Origin of the sequence: Pseudomonas sp. dw_612, from assembly GCF_018449725.1 — a bacterium.
Lineage (GTDB): Bacteria > Pseudomonadota > Gammaproteobacteria > Pseudomonadales > Pseudomonadaceae > Aquipseudomonas.
This window is the reverse complement of sequence record NZ_JAAVVC010000019.1, coordinates 56,770-74,056: the sequence shown is the minus strand read 5'-3', so window position 1 is coordinate 74,056 and position 17,287 is coordinate 56,770. Positions and strand designations below refer to the sequence as shown.

Below are 17,287 nucleotides of genomic sequence, written 5' to 3'. Positions count from 1 at the left end.
ACTTTTATATAGCGCCACACTTCTTCCTCGCTTGAACCCCGATCCCCGTTCGACGCCGGCAAAGCCGATTTGCTAGAGTGCGCCGCTGTCCTGTCCAGAAAACACCCTTGCGATGCTGCCCCGCGCCGAACAGAAACAACAGACCCGCAACGCCCTGATGGACGCCGCCCGCCATTTGATGGAATGCGGCCGAGGATTCGGCAGCCTGAGCCTGCGCGAAGTGGCGAAAACCGCCGGGATCGTGCCCACCGGTTTCTACCGGCATTTCGCCGATATGGACGAACTGGGCCTGGTGCTGGTCAGTGAAGTCGGCCAGACCTTCCGCGAAACCATCCGCCTGGTACGCCACAACGAATTCGTCATGGGCGGCATTATTGATGCGTCGGTGCGGATCTTTCTCGATGTGGTCAGCGCCAATCGCTCGCAATTCCTGTTTCTCGCCCGCGAGCAATACGGCGGCTCGCTGCCGGTGCGCCAGGCCATTGGCCGTTTGCGCGAAGACATCAGCTCCGACCTCGCGTCCGACCTGTCGCTGATGCCCAAGCTGCAACACCTGGACATTGCCGGGCTGAGCGTCATGGCTGATCTGATCGTGAAAAGTGTGTTCGCGACCTTGCCGGACATCATCGATCCGCCGATTGAAGCGTTGCCGGAGCATTTGACGCCTCAAGCGAAAATCACCCAGCAATTGCGCTTCATCTTTATCGGCCTCAAACATTGGCAGGGGTTGGGCAGCACCGAATAACCCTGTGGGAGCGGGCTTGCTCGCGATGACGGCTTCACATTCAACAATGATGTGATTGCGTGGCCGCTATCGCGAGCAAGCTCGCTCCCACAAAAAATCAACTGCGCCGCAAATCGGTGCATGAAAAATCCTTCACGCACCAACATAAGCCAAAACCCTGCAACATCCTGCAACAACTACTACTCTCCGACAGGGTTTTCCTACGCATCGCCCGATTGGCAAGCCCCTTGCTCTAACCAGAGCATTGTCCTTTGCTGGAAGCTTTCCGATGCTGGTGATTCACCGCAGAATCGACCCTCAACCCGTCTGGGCCGCCGAGTTGCACCTGACCTTCGAAGCCCGGAGCAAAAGCCGCCTGCGCTGTTTCAGTGCCGATCAGGAAGATGTCGGGTTGTTTCTGGAGCGCGGCCAGCCGCCATTGTATGACGGTGAATGCCTACAGGCCGAAGACGGGCGCATCGTCCGCGTCTGCGCCCGCCCTGAACAATTGCTGCACGTCACCTGCGCCAACGCCTTTGAACTGACCCGCGCCGCTTATCATCTGGGCAACCGCCACGTCGCCCTGCAAGTCGGTGACGGTTGGCTGCGCCTGCTCGACGATTACGTGCTCAAGGCCATGCTCGAACAGCTGGATGCCACGGTCGAAAACATCGAAGCCCCGTTCCAGCCGGAACACGGCGCCTACGGCGGCGGCCATCATCACTCACGCCACGGCGACGAAGACTTCAACTACCCGCCGAAACTGCACCAGTTCGGCGTACGTCTATGAACCCAGCCTGGGCGCTGCTGCGCCTGGCCAGTCCGCAATTGCCGATTGGCGGCTACAGCTATTCCCAAGGTCTGGAAATGGCGGTGGATAACGGCCGGGTGACTGATGCCGACAGTGCTCGACGCTGGATCAGTGATCAATTGCTATTGAACCTCGCCCGTTTCGAAGCGCCGCTGCTACTCGCCCATTGCGTGGCCGCGACCGAGGAAAACTGGGCCGACCTGCTGCAACGCTGCGAAGAACACCGCGCCAGCCGCGAAACCCGCGAGCTGCATCAGGAAAGTCGGCAGATGGGCTATTCGTTGCAGCAGTTGCTCAACGGCTTGCCGGAACTCGATGCGCCGGCCCGGGCCTTTCTAGATCAACGTCCGGAACCGCATCTGGCCCTCGGCTGGGCCCTGGCGGCTCGCGCCTGGGGCATCAATCCGCAAGACGCCTTGGCCGCATGGCTCTGGAGCTGGCTGGAAAACCAGTTGGCGGTACTGATGAAAACCCTGCCTCTGGGCCAGCAAGCCGCTCAGCGCCTGACCAGTCAATTGCTGCCGCTGTTGCAGGAAGCCCAGCACAACGCCACACGAATCAACCCCGAACACTATGGCAGCGCCGCGTTTGGCCTGTCCCTGGCGTGCATGGCCCATGAGCGCCAGTACAGCCGCCTGTTCCGTTCCTAGGGCCTGTTTTTTTTGGAGAAGCATATGAACACACAACCTCTGCGCGTCGGCATCGGCGGCCCGGTCGGTTCCGGTAAAACCGCACTGACCCTCGCCCTGTGCCTGGCCCTGCGCGACCGCTACAACCTCGCCGTCGTGACCAACGACATCTACACCCGCGAAGACGCCGACTTTCTGGTGCGCAATGAAGCACTGGCGCCGGAGCGGATCATCGGCGTGGAAACCGGTGGCTGCCCACACACGGCGATCCGCGAAGACGCCTCAATCAACCTCGAAGCCGTGGACCAATTGAACCGGCGCTTTCCGGGGCTGGACCTGATTATCGTTGAGTCCGGCGGCGACAACCTCTCGGCGACCTTCAGCCCGGAGCTGTCGGATCTGACCATTTATGTGATCGACGTTTCGGCCGGCGACAAGTTGCCACGCAAGGGCGGGCCGGGGATTTGCAAATCCGATCTGCTGGTGATCAACAAGGTCGACCTCGCACCATTGGTAGGGGCGTCGCTGGAGCTGATGGACAGCGACACCAAACGGATGCGCAACGGCAAGCCGTTCGTTTTCAGCAACCAGAAGACCGGTCTTGGCCTGGAAGCGATCATTGCCTTTATCGAACGCCAGGGTCTGCTGACCGCCGCCTGATCACGACTTATCCACAAGGAAGCTTATCCATGACACTGAAACGCATCCTGGGCGCCCTGGCCCTGCTGCTGACCCCGGCCATCGCCTTCGCCCACCCGGGGCATGGTGATAACGGCTTGATCGCCGGTATCAGCCACCCGATTGGCGGCATCGATCACTTGCTGGCGATGGTCGCGGTAGGTTTGTGGGCCGCGCAGCAAAAAGGCGCGGCGCGCTGGGCGCTGCCGTGCACGTTCGTCGGCACCATGCTGGTCGGCGGCTTGCTCGGTTTTGAAGGGCTGAACCTGCCAGCGCTGGAAAGCGGGATTGCTGCCTCGGTGCTGGCGCTGGGCCTGGCCGTGGCGCTGGCGGTGCGTCCGCCGTTGAGCGTAGCCGTAGCGGCGACCGGGTTGTTTGCGTTGTTCCATGGCGTGGCCCATGGTCTGGAATTGCCGGCCATGTCGAGCCCTTGGGCGTATGCCGCAGGGTTCGTCGCGGCGACTGCGGCGTTGCACGGCTTGGGTTATGCGGTGGTTCGCGTTCTGCCTCAGGCGGCTGCGCCGCTGATTCGCGTGGCGGGTGCGGCTTCGGCGGCGACCGGGGTTTGGTTGTTAGCAGGCTGATTTCTTTATTGCCTGGTCGGGCCTCTTCGCGGGCAAGCCTCGCTCCTACAGGGTTTTGTGTACGCCGCAATCCTGTAGGAGCGAGGCTTGCCCGCGAAGGCGGCCTGACAGACATCCCCTCTCTCGGGTCGGCCTCTCTGCTAACATGTCGCGCAATCGCCCCTGCCGTGACGACGCCAGCCAATGCCTCATGCTTCCCGCTCTGCCTCTCAGCCTGAATTGACCGCCCTGTTCGCCTCGGTGCAACAGCACTTCCAGGGCGTGATCGTGCCGCTCTGGCAAGGCCCCGGCTGGAACGCCGCGATGGCACTGCCGTATGAAGCGCTGGACGCCGGGCATCATCCGCTGCCACCGCAACGCTATCGAGCCATGGCCTGCGCGCGTCAGCTGTACCTGTTTTCCAGTCTGATCGGCCAGATGCCGGCGGCCGAAGAACGTGCGGCGGCGCTGTTCCGTTCCTTGCAGCAGCACTTTCACGACGCCGAGCACGGTGGCTGGTTCTACAGCATCGACCCGCAGGGCGCGCCGCTGGATCAGCGCAAAGACCTCTACACCCACGCCTTCATCCTGTTCGCCTGCGCCCATTACTGGGACAAGGCGCGCGAACCGCTGGTGGAGTCGGTGCTTAACGCGGCGCTGGAAGTGGTCGCGCAACGCTTCGCCACCGACGACGGTCTGTACGAAGCTTGCCTGGAGCGCGATTGGTCCTCACTCAAGACCGGCCCATTGCAAAACCCGCTGATGCATTTGGCCGAAGCCTTCCTCGCCACGCTTTCAGTGCGCCCAGACGCTGCCGCCCAAGGTGCACTGGTTGAGTTATGCACAGCCATGCAAAAACAGTTCATCGATCCGCAAACCGGCGTGTTGATGGAAAAGCCGTTGGGGGCTGTGGATAACTGGTTCGAGCCGGGCCACCAATTCGAATGGTATTTCCTGCTGGAATCCTCGCAGTTGCTGCGTGGATCGAAGTTGCATGCGTCGCTGGATCGCGCATTTGCGTTCACTGAGCAACTGGGTGTTGATCCGCAGACGGGCGCCGTGAGGGCAATGCTCGATCTGGATGGCTGCCCGAAGGATGGCACCGAAAGAATCTGGGCCCAGGCCGAGTATCTGCGGGCGCTGACTTTACGGCCTGATAGTGAAGCGGCAGTGCTGCGCCAATTACAGGCGTTGCAGCAGCGGTTTCTGCATGGAGGCGGCTGGTATGAATGTCGAGATGCGCAAGGCGAAGTGAGTCGCAAGGACATGCCTTCGACCACGCCTTATCATTTGGCGACGTGCTACCGCGGGTTGGTCGACTATCTGCGCTGACTGGAAGATTGCCTTCGCGAGCAAGCCCGCTCCAACAGGGGAATGCATTCCAATGTGGGAGCGGGCTTGCTCGCGAATGGCCTCGAAGAGGTCACCGATCTATCACGCAATCCACTTCCGATCCCCGGTAAAACTAATGGTCAGCCATCGCGCCGCATCCGCCTGACCCAGCTTCGCGGAAATCTCCTCGCGCAGCGTATCCAGTTGCCCCACGCTCTCCAGCCGATAATCCGCCGGCAACACCACATGAATCTCGATAAACCGCGCCCGTCCGTGCTTCTGCACGTAAGAGCTGTAGTCATCGAAACCATGCTCGACCTTGGCCGCGTCCATCACCTGACGCACTTTGTCGTTCAATTGATCCGGGACAATCCCCAGCACATCGCGCAATGCCGGACGCAGGATTTTGAAGGCCGGCGGCAACATGCTCAGGGCCAGCAGAATCAGGATCAGCGGGTCGACATACACCGCCCACTCGCCATAACCCTGGGACTTGAGCAGCAGCGCGGTGAGGAAACTCACCAACAGGCCCACTGACAACATGGCGTCCACCAGCCAACTGATGTTGTCGAACTGAATCAGCGTCGATTTGAGCTTGCGGTTGCGATGGCGAACGTAGAAGAAGTACGCGAACTCGACGACGGTAAACACCGCCGCGTAGATGATCACCAGCCCGAGCTCGATCTCGCGACCACCATTGATGATGCCGAACACGCCGTTGAGAAAGGCATAGATCGCGATCAAAAACAGGAAACTGCCTTCGATCAGCAACACCATCGGCTCCAGATGCCAGAAGCCGAACTGGAAACGGTGGTTGCTTTCTTTGGCGATCAGTTTGGCGGTGATCAACATCAGGACCTTGATAAAGGTCGCGATCAACGAGAAAAAACCATCGAACAGGATGGATTGGGCACCTGAAACGAAACCGGTGACAATCCCGGCGATCGCCACGGCGAACATCAGGATGGTCGATTGTTTGAGCAGCGACTGCTCACCTCGGTTACTCACGTAGCCTCCTCTGAAAACCTTGAAAACCGCGGGGCGCGGTGGGGTTGTTGGGAGAGGAGTCTACCTTATGCCTTGTTTTGTCAGTTCCGGCCTCTTCGCGAGCAAGCCCGCTCCCACATTAGATCTGCGAACACAGGTCCATTGTGGGAGCGGGCTTGCTCGCGAAGAACGATAACGCGGTCTTAAGCCTTGCCGCCATTACGCTCAATGGAGAACCCGGCCCAGGTCTGGCTCACCGGCATCAACTCCAGGCTGTTGATGTTGATGTGCGCCGGCGCGTTCAGCACCCAGAAGATGGTGTCGGCGATGTCTTGCGGCTGAATCGGCTCGGCACCGGCGTAGGTGGCGTTGTAGCGCTCCTGGTCACCGGCGAAACGCACCAGAGAAAACTCGCTCTCGCACAGGCCTGGCTCGATGTTGCTGACGCGTACGCCGGTGCCTTGCAGGTCGCAGCGCAGGTTCAGGGAGAACTGTTTGACGAACGCCTTGCTCGCGCCATACACGTGGCTGCCCGGGTACGGGTAGTTGCCGGCGATGGAGCCGAGGTTGACGATGCCGGCGCCGCGACCATGGGCGATCAGGCGTGGCAGCAGCAGCCGAGTGCTGTACATCAGGCCTTTGATGTTGGTATCGACCATGGTGTCCCAGTCGTCCAGGTCACACTTGGGCGCCGGATCCACGCCCAGGGCCAGGCCGGCGTTGTTGATCAGCCCGCGCAGCTTGGCGAAGGACGGCGGCAGGTTGGCAATCGCTTCCTCCATGGCCTTGCGATCACGCACGTCGAGCACCAGGCCATGGACCTCGGTCTGCTTCGACAACTCGGCGCACAGGGCATTGAGGCGCTCTTCACGACGGCCGGTCAGCACCAGTTTCCAGCCAGCCTCGGCAAAACGACGGGCACAGGCTTCGCCAAAACCGGAGGTTGCGCCGGTGATAAACAGGGTGTTGGACATCGTGTTCTCCTTGCTTCGGCTGATCAGCAGCCATTGGAATAGAAAATCAGCCGCCAGCATGCCCGGCGCGGCACTTACCGGCAACCGGCACAACTCGATAGACCACCACCAATTCCAGTAGCAGCTGGCGAAGCCTACGTTCGACTGCGCAGCAGTCGCCTATCGGGACACACAGTGAAAGTGGCGTCGTATGGTTTACGACTGCTGCGCAGCCGAACGCAGGCTTCGCCAGCTGCTACACGGGTTGCATCTGTACAAAAAACGTTCAACTCACGCGAGAGCTTATCCAACGTGGCTTGCAGCCATGTGCGCGCACGTTATCCACAGGCCGGTCCACAGTCTTTGGGGGCAAGTACAAAAGCTGGAAGCCGCTGTGCATAAGGCTTTGCGAGCAGAATAGAAATTTTTTTGCTTGACCCTCGAAGGTCCGCCGTGTAGCCCCATGGCATTTTGCACGATCGCCACTTGAACCGACGATGGCGCCAAGCCAGCAACGACGGCCCTCAGCCGAGTCTTTCCAGAGTTTAACCACAGACTTATCCACAGGCTGGCATACCTTGAATGTGGCGCTTTTGGCCCGCAACAAAAAGGTTGACAACGGCGGCTCATGCTCAGGGAAAAACGCCTGATCAAAAAACAACCACACGCTTGAAAGCCACGGTTTTAGCGGCTTCCAGCCAGCTACTCCCACGTTATTCACAGCCAGCTCCACAGCAAACGGGGACAAGTCAAAAGCGTGACAAAACAACTATTTGCAGCGGCTTTATGTCGCGCTTTGAGAGCTTGTGAATATTGTTTTCCACAATTTCCCTTTACCTCACTTCGCGGTCCCGTGTAGGAGCTGTGTAGGAGCTGTCGAGTGAAACGAGGCTGCGATCTTTTGACGTTGATTTTTAAAAACAAGATCAAAAGATCGCAGCCTCGTTTCACTCGACAGCTCCTACAGAGTCCTACAAGTTCCTACAAACCCACGGGCACAAAAAAACGCCCTGAGTTCGTCAGGGCGTTTTTGTGGGGTTTACGTTTTAGTGCCCGCCGAGATAAGCGTTCCGCACTTCCTCATTCACCAGCAGCTCCTTGCCGGTGCCTGTGAGGCGAATCTCGCCGTTGACCATCACGTACGCCCGGTCCGACAGCTTGAGCGCGTGGTTGGCGTTCTGCTCGACCAGGAAGATGGTCATACCGGTGCTCGCCAGTTCCCGCAGGGTGGCGAAGATCTGTTTCACCACGATCGGTGCCAGACCCAGGCTCGGCTCATCAAGCAACAGCAGTTTCGGCCTGCTCATCAGTGCGCGCGCGATGGCAAGCATTTGCTGCTCGCCGCCGGACATGGTCATGGCCCGCTGGGTCCGTCGCTCTTCGAGCCGCGGAAACAGCTTGAACATGCGCTGCATGTCTTCCTTGGCGTACTTGTCGCCAATCGGGATGGTGCCCATCAGCAGGTTTTCCTCGACGGTCATGTCGGGGAACACTCGCCGCCCTTCCGGCGACTGCGCAATGCCGTTGGAGGCGATGTAGTGGGACGATTTGTGGGTGATGTCCACCCCCTGATAGATGATCTGCCCGTCAGCCGCCCGGGGCTGGCCGAAAATCGACATCAGCAGGGTCGATTTGCCGGCGCCGTTGGAGCCGATCAGGCTGACGGTTTCACCTTCGTTGATGTGCAGCGAGACTTTCTTCAGGGCCTGGATCGGCCCGTAAAACACGTCCAGATCCTTCAGTTCGAGGATGGGTTGGCTCATAGCACCACTTCCTCTTCATCAGCGCCGAGGTAGGCCGCAATCACTTTCGGGTCGTTACGAATGGCGTCAGGCCCGCCCTCGGCGATGACGATGCCGTGGTCCAGCACCACGATGTGGTCGGAAATGCTCATTACCATGCCCATGTCGTGTTCGATCAGCACCACGGTCAGATCGTGCTCGTCGCGCAGCAGCCGGATCATCGCGCTCAGCGCTTCGGTTTCCTGAGGGTTGAGGCCGGCGGCCGGTTCGTCGAGGCAGATGATCTGCGGCCGGGTGCACATGGCGCGGGCGATTTCCAGACGGCGTTGCTGGCCGTAGGACAGTTCACCAGCCAGACGGTTGGCGCAGTCCACCAGGTCCACCACTTCCAGCCAGTAGAAGGCGTGGTCCAGCGCATCGCTTTCAGCCTTGCGGTAGCCCTTGGTGTTGAGGATGCCGGCGAGCATGTTGCGGTTGACCCACATGTGCTGCGCCACCAGCAGGTTTTCCAGCACCGACATTTCCTTGAACAGGCGAATGTTCTGGAACGTCCGCGCCAGGCCGGCACGGTTCACCAGGTGGGTGCCGCCGAACATCTTGTAGTACATACGACTGAGGAAGGATTTCGGCGAAACGAAATCCACCGGTTTGAACGATTCGCCCAGCAACTGGATAACGTTGGTCTGCTCGCCACGTACATTGAGTTCGATCTTGCCGCCGGAGGCCTTGTAGAACCCGGTCAGGCAGTTGAACACCGTGGTCTTGCCTGCGCCGTTGGGGCCGATCAGGGCGAAGATCGAATTGCGGTGGACTTTGAGGCTGACATCGCTCAACGCCTTGATGCCGCCGAAGTGCATCATCAGCTTCTCGACCGAGAGTACGACTTCGCTCATGGCGCTACTCCTTTACGCGGGGTCACACCGGTACGGCTGATCCGAATCAGGCCGCGCGGTCGCCAGATCATCATCAACACCATCAACACGCCGAACAGCAGCACGCGGTATTCCGCGAAGCCACGCAACAGTTCCGGGGCGACGGTCAGTACGAAAGCCGCAATCACCACGCCGATGGTCGAACCCATGCCGCCGAGTACCACGATGGCGAGGATCAGCGCCGACTCGAAGAAGGTGAACGAGGTCGGGTTGACGAAACCTTGATAGGTCGCGAAGAACACGCCCGCCAGACCCGCCGTCGATGCACCGATGGTGAACGCCGAGAGCTTGACCAGTACGTGGTTCAGGCCCATGGAGCGGCAGGCGATTTCGTCTTCACGCAGGGCTTCCCAGGCGCGGCCGACCGGCATCTTGACCAGACGATGCTTGATGTAGAGCACGGCCAGAACCACCAGGAACAACACCGCGTAGATGAAGTAATACTTCACATCCGGGTTATAGGCGATGCCGAAAAACTCATGGAAAGGCACTCCACCGTCCTTCGCCCGCTTGCCGAACTCAAGGCCAAAGAAAGTCGGAAGCGGAGCCGGCATGCCGTTCGGGCCGCCGGTCAGGGACAGCCAGTTGTTGAGGATCAGGCGGATGATTTCACCGAAGCCCAGGGTCACGATCGCCAGGTAGTCACCGTGCAGACGCAACACCGGGAAACCGAGGATGCAACCGGCAAGGCCAGCGGTAATCGCCGCCAACGGCAGCACCGTCCAGAAACCCAGTCCCAGGTATTGATAACCGAGCGCCAGACCGTAGGCACCGATGGCGTAGAACGCCACATAACCGAGGTCGAGCAGGCCGGCGAGGCCGACCACGATGTTCAGACCCAGGCCCAGCAACACGTAGATCAAACCGAGGATGACCACACCCAGCAGGTAAGAGTTGGAGAAGAACGGAAACACCACGGCAATGACGATCACCAGCGGGATGATCCAGCGCAAGCGGGTTTTGTAATCCGGCGGCAGTACATGAACCCCGGAGCCGGTGCTTTCAAAGCCTTCGAGGATTTTCAGGCCTTTGGGGGTTTGCAGGAACAGGCTCAAGGCAAAGCGGCCCGCCATGACGATGGCGACAATCCACGCCACCCGTGTCGGTTGCAGGTTGAAGCCGTAGCCGTCGAGGACCACGCCGACAATCGGGCCGAACACAATCAGGGCAACGAGGCCGGCAAGAATCGCGTCAACCAGGCTTCTTTTGAGATCAATGGTTTTTTTAGTGGTTGAAGACATCGCTTACACCTTCGACACAAGAGGACGGCCGAGCAGGCCTTGGGGCCGAAAGACCAGAACGAGAACGAGCAGCGAGAAGCTGAAAACGTCTTTGTAGTCCGAATTCACCAGACCTGAGAACAGCGACTCGGAAATCCCGAGGATGATCCCGCCGAGCATCGCGCCAGGCAGCGAACCGATGCCACCGAGTACTGCGGCGGTGAACGCCTTGATCCCGATCACGAAGCCGGCATAGAAGTCGAATGTGCCGTAGTTCATGGTGATCAGCACGCCGGCCAGGGCCGCCATCGCTGCACCGATAATGAACACGTAGGAAATCACGCGGTCGGTGTTGATCCCCAGAATCGAGGCCATCTTGCGGTCTTGCTGGGTGGCGCGGCACATGCGGCCGAGCTTGGTGTACTTGATGACATAGGTCAGCAGGCCCATACCGACGAACGCTGCAACCAGAATGAAGATCTTGGTGTAGGTGAGCTGGACGAAGCCCGTGCCTACTTCAACGCGCCACGCACCGGTCAGCAGGGTTGGAACACCTTGTTGGCGAGCGCCTTGGGCGATCTGTGCGTAGTTTTGCAGGATCAGGGAAATACCGATGGCGCTGATCAGCGGTGCCAGTCGTGTGGAGTTGCGCAGCGGTTTATAAGCGACACGCTCGATGACCCAGCCATACACCGCCGTGACGATGATGGTGAAGACCAGTGTGCCGAGCATCAGCAGCGGGAAGGATTCAATACCGAAGTAAGCCAGCAGAGCCAGACTGATTGCCGCGAGGTAAGCGGAAATCATGTAAACCTCGCCGTGGGCGAAGTTGATCATGCCGATGATGCCATAGACCATTGTGTAGCCGATGGCGATCAGGCCATAGACCGACCCGAGGGTCAGGCCGTTGACCAGTTGCTGCAGGAAAATACCATCCATAACGCAATCTCACGCATTTGAGAGACTGCACAGAAGCGGGTTGCAACGGACCGGGGTTCAGCCGCCAGCGCAACACGGTTAGGTGCAGCTCTACGAGAAAAGACAGGTACTGCACGGACATGTTCTTTGACTGCCCGGCGCGCAAGGCACCGGGCGAGTCAACCGTTCATATCACTTCTGTTTTTCCAGCTGGTGGTATTTGCCGTCCTTGTCCCACTGGTAAACCACGTAGTCGGAGACTTTCAGGTCGCCCTTGCTGTCCCAGGTTTTCTCGCCCATGACGGTCTTGACCGGGTTTTTCTTCAGCCACTCGGCAGCTTTTTCACCACTGTTGGACTTGGCGCCATTGAAGGCAGCGGCCAAGGTCTGGACCGAAGCGTAGGCGTACAGGGTGTAGCCTTCAGGCTCGGTGCCGGCCTTGCGGAAGGCGTCTACCACGGTTTTGCTGTCTGGCAGCAGGCGTGGGTCGGCGCCGAAAGTCATCAGCACGCCGTCAACGTATTGCGGGCCGCCAGCGGTGGTCACCAGTTCGTCGGTCACGATGCCGTCATCGGACATGAATTTCACGTCTTTCAGGCCTTCGGTACGCAGCTGTTTAACCAGTGGACCCGCCTCTGGGTGCAGGCCGCCGAAGTAGACCACGTCGGCACCGGCCGCACGGATCTTGGTCACCACGGCACTGAAGTCTTTCTCGCCACGGGTCAGGCCTTCGTACAGCACTGGCGTTACGCCGCGCTTGACCAGTTGAGCCTTGGTGGCATCTGCCAGGCCTTGGCCGTAGGTGTCTTTGTCGTGCAATACGGCAACTTTCTTGCCCTTGAGTACGTCGACGATGTAGTCGCCGGCCACGATGCCCTGCTGGTCGTCACGCCCGCACATACGGAACATGGCGCTCAGGCCGCGTTCGGTGACTTGTGGGTTGGTCGAACCCGGGGTGATCGCGATGATGCCCGCTTCGTCGTAGATCTCGGAAGCCGGGATGGTCGACGAGGAGCAGAAGTGACCGACCACGCCAGCGACTTTCTGGTTGGTCAGGTCCTTGGCGACCGTCACAGCCTGTTTCGGTTCGCAGGCGTCATCGCCCTTCACCAGTACGATTTTTTCCCCGTTGACGCCGCCCGAAGCGTTGATCGCGTCGGCTGCTGCCTGTGCACCCTTCATGTACTGCTCGCCAAATGCCGCGTTGGCGCCAGTCATTGGACCTGCCACACCGATTTTCACATCGGCCTGTGCAAACGCAGAAACACCCAACGCAGCTGCCACTGCGAGGGCCAGAAAGCCTTTCTTGTAAAACGTCTGGGACATGAGGTGGTGCTCCAAGGTTTTTTTTAGTTGGCACTGCGACTTCACTGAATGCTCAGAGCAAGGGCCGTGCCATCGGTTTTTTATTCTTGAACAAGTCGCTGCTTTATTGTTTTTTCGACTGTTTCGTTCCCATTTTCATTGGGCGTGCAACCGTCTAAACCGCGGAAGGTGAAACCATATTTATTAAAAGGCGCAACCCGCACGCGCCATCATTGCAACCGCGGCGCCAAACGACGTGCAACCGGCCTGTAACAACGTGCGTCACCTAAGTGCACACTGCTGGTGCGCAAACTGCTACAACCCGCACCATTACAGGCTAGTCGCTGCGCGAAAAAGCGCCGCTTCCAGCAACATATTTCAACAATCAGATGACGATCCGCAGGCACTGGCCTGCGTGATACAGCGAAAAACCGGCCTCATAGAGACAACTGCGCAAGCCGGCCCCCGCCAAGGGCTGCATCGGCGCGAACGGAATCGGTAGCGCTTGAGGATTTCCGTTACACAAATAGTCGGCAAACGCTTTACCCACCACCGTGCCAGTCGTCACGCCCCGGCCGTTGTAACCGGTGACTGCCACTATGCCGGGAGCCGGTTCGAACAGGCGCATCAGGTGGTCGGGAGTAAAGGCGATGCGACCCGTCCATGTGCATTCCCATTCCACCGGTTTGAGGTAGGGGAAATAGTGCTGCTGAACCCGATCGGCCCAGGCCTTCAAGAACCAGGTCGGTTTTTGATTGCCATTGCCGAGACTGCCAAGCAATAGCCGCCCGTCTTTATCGCGACGAACGCTGCTGAGCACTTGGCGCGTATCCCAGGAGCCCTGACCACCAGGCAGGATTTGCTGCGCGGCCTCTTCGGTCAGCGGAACCGAAGCCACTTGGTAGTAATAACCGGGGAAGAAATTGCGTCGCAGCTCGGTCCAGTCACCTTCGGTGTAGGCGTTGGAGGCGATTACCACCTGATCGGCGAGCACCGAGCCTTGGGCGGTTTGTACCGACCACTTTTGGCCCTGACGTTCGAGGCGGGTCACCGGTGAGTGATCGAACAGCTGACCACCGAGGCCCATGGCCGCTTTGGCCAGCCCCGTGGTGTAAGCCATCGGGTTGAGGGTGCCGGCACGCCGATCCAGCAGCGCGGCGGCGATCTTTTTGGTGCCGATCGCCTGTTCACAGGCTTGGCCGGTCAGCATTTCGACCGGTGCCCCGCGACGTTTCCATTGTTCTTCACGACTGCGCAAGTCCGCTTCGCCACGGGCGTTGTGCGCCATGTGCAGGGTACCTTCGCGGCGTAACTGGCAATCGATGGTGTGTTTGTCGATCAGGCTGAACACCAGGGACGGCGCCGCTCCCAACATGCGGTTGAGCTGACTGCCCACCGCTTCGCCAAACCCGGCTTCAACCTCGTCCGGCGGAATCCACATCCCGGCGTTGACCAGCCCGACATTGCGCCCGGACCCGCCATTACCGGCGCGATGCGCTTCCAGCACACAGACGCTTTTACCCGCCTCCAACAAATGCACCGCCGCCGACAGCCCGGTAAACCCGGCGCCGATGACGCAGACATCGACCTTCACTTCACCCTTGAGCGCCGTATTGTCGGGCCTTTGTGGCGTCAGTTTTTCCCACAGACACTCTTCGCGTAACGGCATTGCCAGACTCCAATCAGAAACCTAACCAACACACCATTCCCAGTGTGGGAGCGGGCTTGCTCGCGAAAGCGTCAGCACATCCAACATCTATGTGACTGAAAAACCGCTTTCGCGAGCAAGCCCGCCCCCACATTGGATCTTCATGGGTTCAAGGGGCGTGCTTAGTCGAACGTAATGCCTTGAGCCAACGGCAACTCCAGCGAATAGTTCACGGTGTTGGTCTGGCGGCGCATGTAGCCGCGCCATGCATCGGAGCCCGACTCACGACCACCGCCGGTTTCCTTCTCACCACCAAACGCCCCGCCGATTTCCGCGCCGCTCGGGCCGATGTTGACGTTGGCGATGCCGCAGTCGCTGCCCACGTCGGACATGAACTGCTCGGCTTCACGCACGTCGGTGGTGAAGATGCACGAAGACAGGCCTTGGGGTACAGCGTTGTTCAAGCGCAGGGCTTCGGCGAAGTCGGTGTAGCCGACCACGTAAAGGATCGGCGCGAAGGTTTCATCGCGAACCACGTCGCTCTGCTCCGGCATTTCCACGATCGCCGGGGACACGTAGTAGGCATTCGGGAACTTGTCTTCCAGTTGACGCTTGCCGCCGAACACCCGGCCGCCTTCGCTCAAGGCTTGTTCCAGCGCTTCCTGCATGTTTTCGAAACTGTTTTTGTCGATGAGCGGGCCGATCAGGTTGCCTTCCAGCGGGTTGCCGATGCGGACCTTGGAATACGCAGCCTTCAGGCGGGTGACGATTTCTTCTTTCACCGATTCGTGGGCAATCAGGCGACGCAGGGTGGTGCAGCGCTGGCCAGCGGTGCCGACGGCGCTGAACAGGATCGCGCGAACGGCCATGTCCAGGTCGGCGCTTGGGCCGAGGATCATCGCGTTGTTGCCGCCCAGTTCGAGGATGCTGCGGGCGAAACGCGCAGCGATTTTCGGCGCCACTTCACGGCCCATGCGGGTGCTGCCGGTGGCGCTGATCAGTGCGACACGCGGGTCATCGACCAGGGCTTCGCCGGCATCGCGGCCGCCGATGATCACTTGGCTCAGGTGCGGCGGTGCATCGCTGAAGTTTTTCAGCACGCGATCGAACAGCGCCTGGCAGGCCAGTGCGGTCAGCGGAGTTTTTTCCGACGGTTTCCAGATCACCGGGTTACCGCAAACCAGCGCCAGCGCGGCGTTCCAGGCCCAGACCGCGACCGGGAAGTTGAACGCACTGATCACACCGACAACGCCCAGCGGATGCCAGGTTTCGCGCATGTGGTGGCCAGGACGCTCGGACGCGATGGTCAAGCCGTACAACTGGCGGGACAGACCAACGGCGAAATCGCAGATGTCGATCATTTCCTGCACTTCGCCCAAGCCTTCCTGGGTGATCTTGCCGGCTTCCCAGGAGACCAGCTCTCCGAGATCAGCCTTGTATTCGCGCAAGATATCGCCCAGTTGACGCACCAGTTCGCCACGGCGCGGTGCCGGGACCTTGCGCCACAAGTCGAACGCATGATCTGCGCGACTGATGTGTTGCTCGACTTCGGCGGCGCCTTCCCAGTTCACGGCAGCGATCTGGCTGCCATCGATCGGCGAATGCACCGGCACTTTGCCGTTCTGGTACAGGGCCGGGTTTACACCAAGACGATCAAGCAATGCGGCAACCATGGGTCACTCCTCAAGCAAAAAACGGAAATCGTGCAGCCGGAATTTCACGGCTGATCAGACCTGTAGTTGTAGCTCCCCCGAGACGAGCCAACAAACGACCATTAAGCGAGATATCATTCCGTTTATTCATGCTTCGCATTGCTGGCAGCAAAGAAACAAGAAAAAGGACCACCCATGCTGAATAAACGCTACTTGCCGTCGATCACCGCATTGCAGTGTTTCGAGGCCGTGACCCGGCATTTGAGCTTCACCCGGGCCGCCGAAGAGCTGAACCTGACCCAGAGCGCCGTCAGCAAACAGGTGGCGCAACTCGAAGAGCTGCTGCAACACCTGCTGTTCCGCCGGGTACGCCGACGTCTGCAAATGACCCCGGCCGGTGATTTGTACCTGGTAGAGGTGCGAAAAATCCTTACGCAGGTCGAGATGTCGACCCATTACCTGCGCTCCTACGGCGGGGACACCGAAGTCTTGCGCGTCTCGACGCCGCCAACCTTCGGCGCCCGCTGGCTGGTGCCGCGCCTGAAAGGCTGGCGCCTGCGTCATCCGTCGATTCACCTCGATTTGTGCAGCGAACAGGAAGCCGACGACCTGCTGCAAGGTCGCAGCGACCTGGCCTTCTACTTCGGCCAGGGCTCGCGACCCGGCACCGAAAGCCTGAAGCTGTTCGGCGAAGAGCTGGTGCCGGTCTGCGCGCCGGGCAGCCTGCCGGACACGCCGTTCACCGATCCGACGCAACTCACCGACCTGGTCCTGCTGCAAAACGCTTCCCGCCCCCAGGCCTGGCACGACTGGTTCGACAGCCAGGGCTATCACACCGAACACAGCTACCACGGCCCACGCTTCGAAACCTTTTATATGTGCATCCGCGCGGCGCAAGTCGGCTGCGGCGTGGCGCTGTTACCACGGTTTCTGGTGGAAGAGGAATTGGCTGACGGCAAACTGGTCATACCCTGGCAGCACGCGATGCCGAGTTCCGACGCGTACTACCTGGCCTACCCCGAACATTCGGCGGAAGTGCCCAAGGTGCGGGACTTTGTGAAGTGGATGTTGGAGCAGATCGACAATCCCACCGAATAAGCCCTGTAGGAGCGGTGTAGGAGCTGTGTAGGAGCTGTCGAGTGAAACGAGGCTGCGATCTTTTGATCTTAAAAAATCAAAATCAAAAGATCGCA

16 protein-coding genes are annotated in these 17,287 nt (G+C 59.7%); 7 read left to right on the top strand and 9 right to left on the bottom strand.

The window, feature by feature from the left end:
• Positions 1 to 112: 112 nt before the first annotated feature.
• The 6 genes from HB680_RS24345 to HB680_RS24320 all read left to right on the top strand — a co-directional run bounded on the left by HB680_RS24345 (position 113) and on the right by HB680_RS24320 (position 4,737).
• Complete coding sequence (locus tag HB680_RS24345) at positions 113 to 745, top strand: TetR family transcriptional regulator (RefSeq protein WP_213940983.1); 633 nt, start codon at positions 113 to 115, stop codon at positions 743 to 745.
• Positions 746 to 1,013: 268 nt separating this feature from the next.
• Positions 1,014 to 1,514, top strand: a complete 501-nt coding sequence (gene ureE / locus HB680_RS24340) for an urease accessory protein UreE (RefSeq protein ID WP_213940982.1) — start codon at positions 1,014 to 1,016, stop codon at positions 1,512 to 1,514.
• Entirely contained in the window at positions 1,511 to 2,185 is a 675-nt protein-coding gene (locus HB680_RS24335) for an urease accessory protein UreF (protein ID WP_213940981.1), read from the top strand. The genes ureE and HB680_RS24335 overlap by 4 nt, the downstream gene beginning before the upstream one ends.
• 24 nt (positions 2,186 to 2,209) lie before the next feature.
• Positions 2,210 to 2,824, top strand: coding sequence for an urease accessory protein UreG (gene ureG / locus HB680_RS24330; protein ID WP_213940980.1), 615 nt, complete (start codon positions 2,210 to 2,212; stop codon positions 2,822 to 2,824).
• Positions 2,825 to 2,853: 29 nt separating this feature from the next.
• Positions 2,854 to 3,426 (top strand): HupE/UreJ family protein, encoded by a 573-nt coding sequence (locus tag HB680_RS24325; RefSeq protein ID WP_213940979.1) that lies wholly within the window; start codon positions 2,854 to 2,856, stop codon positions 3,424 to 3,426.
• 183 nt (positions 3,427 to 3,609) lie between these two features.
• Positions 3,610 to 4,737: an AGE family epimerase/isomerase gene (locus HB680_RS24320; protein WP_213940978.1), complete on the top strand. Its 1,128-nt coding sequence runs from the start codon at positions 3,610 to 3,612 to the stop codon at positions 4,735 to 4,737.
• 102 nt (positions 4,738 to 4,839) lie between these two features.
• Here HB680_RS24320 and HB680_RS24315 read toward each other — a convergent pair whose 3' ends face one another.
• The 9 genes from HB680_RS24315 to HB680_RS24275 form a co-directional block, all read right to left on the bottom strand.
• The gene (locus HB680_RS24315; protein WP_213940977.1) at positions 4,840 to 5,745 is read right to left on the bottom strand and encodes a cation diffusion facilitator family transporter; all 906 of its coding nucleotides are present in this window, start codon (positions 5,743 to 5,745) and stop codon (positions 4,840 to 4,842) included.
• A 182-nt stretch (positions 5,746 to 5,927) separates the two neighbouring features.
• Entirely contained in the window at positions 5,928 to 6,698 is a 771-nt protein-coding gene (locus HB680_RS24310) for an SDR family oxidoreductase (RefSeq protein WP_054044081.1), read from the bottom strand.
• A gap of 1,025 nt (positions 6,699 to 7,723) precedes the next feature.
• Positions 7,724 to 8,440 (bottom strand): ABC transporter ATP-binding protein, encoded by a 717-nt coding sequence (locus tag HB680_RS24305; RefSeq protein ID WP_213940976.1) that lies wholly within the window; start codon positions 8,438 to 8,440, stop codon positions 7,724 to 7,726.
• Positions 8,437 to 9,312 (bottom strand): ATP-binding cassette domain-containing protein, encoded by an 876-nt coding sequence (locus HB680_RS24300; protein WP_213940975.1) that lies wholly within the window; start codon positions 9,310 to 9,312, stop codon positions 8,437 to 8,439. The genes HB680_RS24305 and HB680_RS24300 overlap by 4 nt, the downstream gene beginning before the upstream one ends.
• Positions 9,309 to 10,592: a high-affinity branched-chain amino acid ABC transporter permease LivM gene (livM, locus tag HB680_RS24295; RefSeq protein WP_213940974.1), complete on the bottom strand. Its 1,284-nt coding sequence runs from the start codon at positions 10,590 to 10,592 to the stop codon at positions 9,309 to 9,311. Before livM ends, HB680_RS24300 begins: the two co-directional genes overlap by 4 nt.
• A 3-nt stretch (positions 10,593 to 10,595) precedes the next feature.
• The gene (locus HB680_RS24290; protein WP_054044085.1) at positions 10,596 to 11,510 is read right to left on the bottom strand and encodes a branched-chain amino acid ABC transporter permease; all 915 of its coding nucleotides are present in this window, start codon (positions 11,508 to 11,510) and stop codon (positions 10,596 to 10,598) included.
• Positions 11,511 to 11,681: 171 nt separating this feature from the next.
• Positions 11,682 to 12,815: a branched-chain amino acid ABC transporter substrate-binding protein gene (locus HB680_RS24285; RefSeq protein ID WP_213940973.1), complete on the bottom strand. Its 1,134-nt coding sequence runs from the start codon at positions 12,813 to 12,815 to the stop codon at positions 11,682 to 11,684.
• A gap of 364 nt (positions 12,816 to 13,179) precedes the next feature.
• Positions 13,180 to 14,463 (bottom strand): FAD-binding oxidoreductase, encoded by a 1,284-nt coding sequence (locus tag HB680_RS24280; RefSeq protein WP_213940972.1) that lies wholly within the window; start codon positions 14,461 to 14,463, stop codon positions 13,180 to 13,182.
• A 161-nt stretch (positions 14,464 to 14,624) separates the two neighbouring features.
• The gene (locus HB680_RS24275; RefSeq protein WP_213940971.1) at positions 14,625 to 16,115 is read right to left on the bottom strand and encodes an aldehyde dehydrogenase family protein; all 1,491 of its coding nucleotides are present in this window, start codon (positions 16,113 to 16,115) and stop codon (positions 14,625 to 14,627) included.
• Positions 16,116 to 16,289: 174 nt separating this feature from the next.
• Between HB680_RS24275 and HB680_RS24270 the strand changes: the two genes are divergently transcribed.
• Entirely contained in the window at positions 16,290 to 17,192 is a 903-nt protein-coding gene (locus HB680_RS24270; protein ID WP_201189475.1) for a LysR family transcriptional regulator, read from the top strand.
• Positions 17,193 to 17,287: the final 95 nt, after the last annotated feature.

Coding starts and splice junctions, on each gene's coding strand:
- HB680_RS24320 (WP_213940978.1), top strand. CDS start 3,610: ATGCCTCATGCTTCCCGCTCTGCCTCTCAGCCTGAATTGACCGCCCTG.
- HB680_RS24285 (WP_213940973.1), bottom strand. CDS start 12,815: ATGTCCCAGACGTTTTACAAGAAAGGCTTTCTGGCCCTCGCAGTGGCA.
- HB680_RS24305 (WP_213940976.1), bottom strand. CDS start 8,440: ATGAGCCAACCCATCCTCGAACTGAAGGATCTGGACGTGTTTTACGGG.
- HB680_RS24290 (WP_054044085.1), bottom strand. CDS start 11,510: ATGGATGGTATTTTCCTGCAGCAACTGGTCAACGGCCTGACCCTCGGG.
- livM (WP_213940974.1), bottom strand. CDS start 10,592: ATGTCTTCAACCACTAAAAAAACCATTGATCTCAAAAGAAGCCTGGTT.
- HB680_RS24335 (WP_213940981.1), top strand. CDS start 1,511: ATGAACCCAGCCTGGGCGCTGCTGCGCCTGGCCAGTCCGCAATTGCCG.
- HB680_RS24280 (WP_213940972.1), bottom strand. CDS start 14,463: ATGCCGTTACGCGAAGAGTGTCTGTGGGAAAAACTGACGCCACAAAGG.
- HB680_RS24325 (WP_213940979.1), top strand. CDS start 2,854: ATGACACTGAAACGCATCCTGGGCGCCCTGGCCCTGCTGCTGACCCCG.
- HB680_RS24275 (WP_213940971.1), bottom strand. CDS start 16,115: ATGGTTGCCGCATTGCTTGATCGTCTTGGTGTAAACCCGGCCCTGTAC.
- HB680_RS24300 (WP_213940975.1), bottom strand. CDS start 9,312: ATGAGCGAAGTCGTACTCTCGGTCGAGAAGCTGATGATGCACTTCGGC.
- HB680_RS24345 (WP_213940983.1), top strand. CDS start 113: ATGCTGCCCCGCGCCGAACAGAAACAACAGACCCGCAACGCCCTGATG.
- ureG (WP_213940980.1), top strand. CDS start 2,210: ATGAACACACAACCTCTGCGCGTCGGCATCGGCGGCCCGGTCGGTTCC.
- ureE (WP_213940982.1), top strand. CDS start 1,014: ATGCTGGTGATTCACCGCAGAATCGACCCTCAACCCGTCTGGGCCGCC.
- HB680_RS24270 (WP_201189475.1), top strand. CDS start 16,290: ATGCTGAATAAACGCTACTTGCCGTCGATCACCGCATTGCAGTGTTTC.
- HB680_RS24310 (WP_054044081.1), bottom strand. CDS start 6,698: ATGTCCAACACCCTGTTTATCACCGGCGCAACCTCCGGTTTTGGCGAA.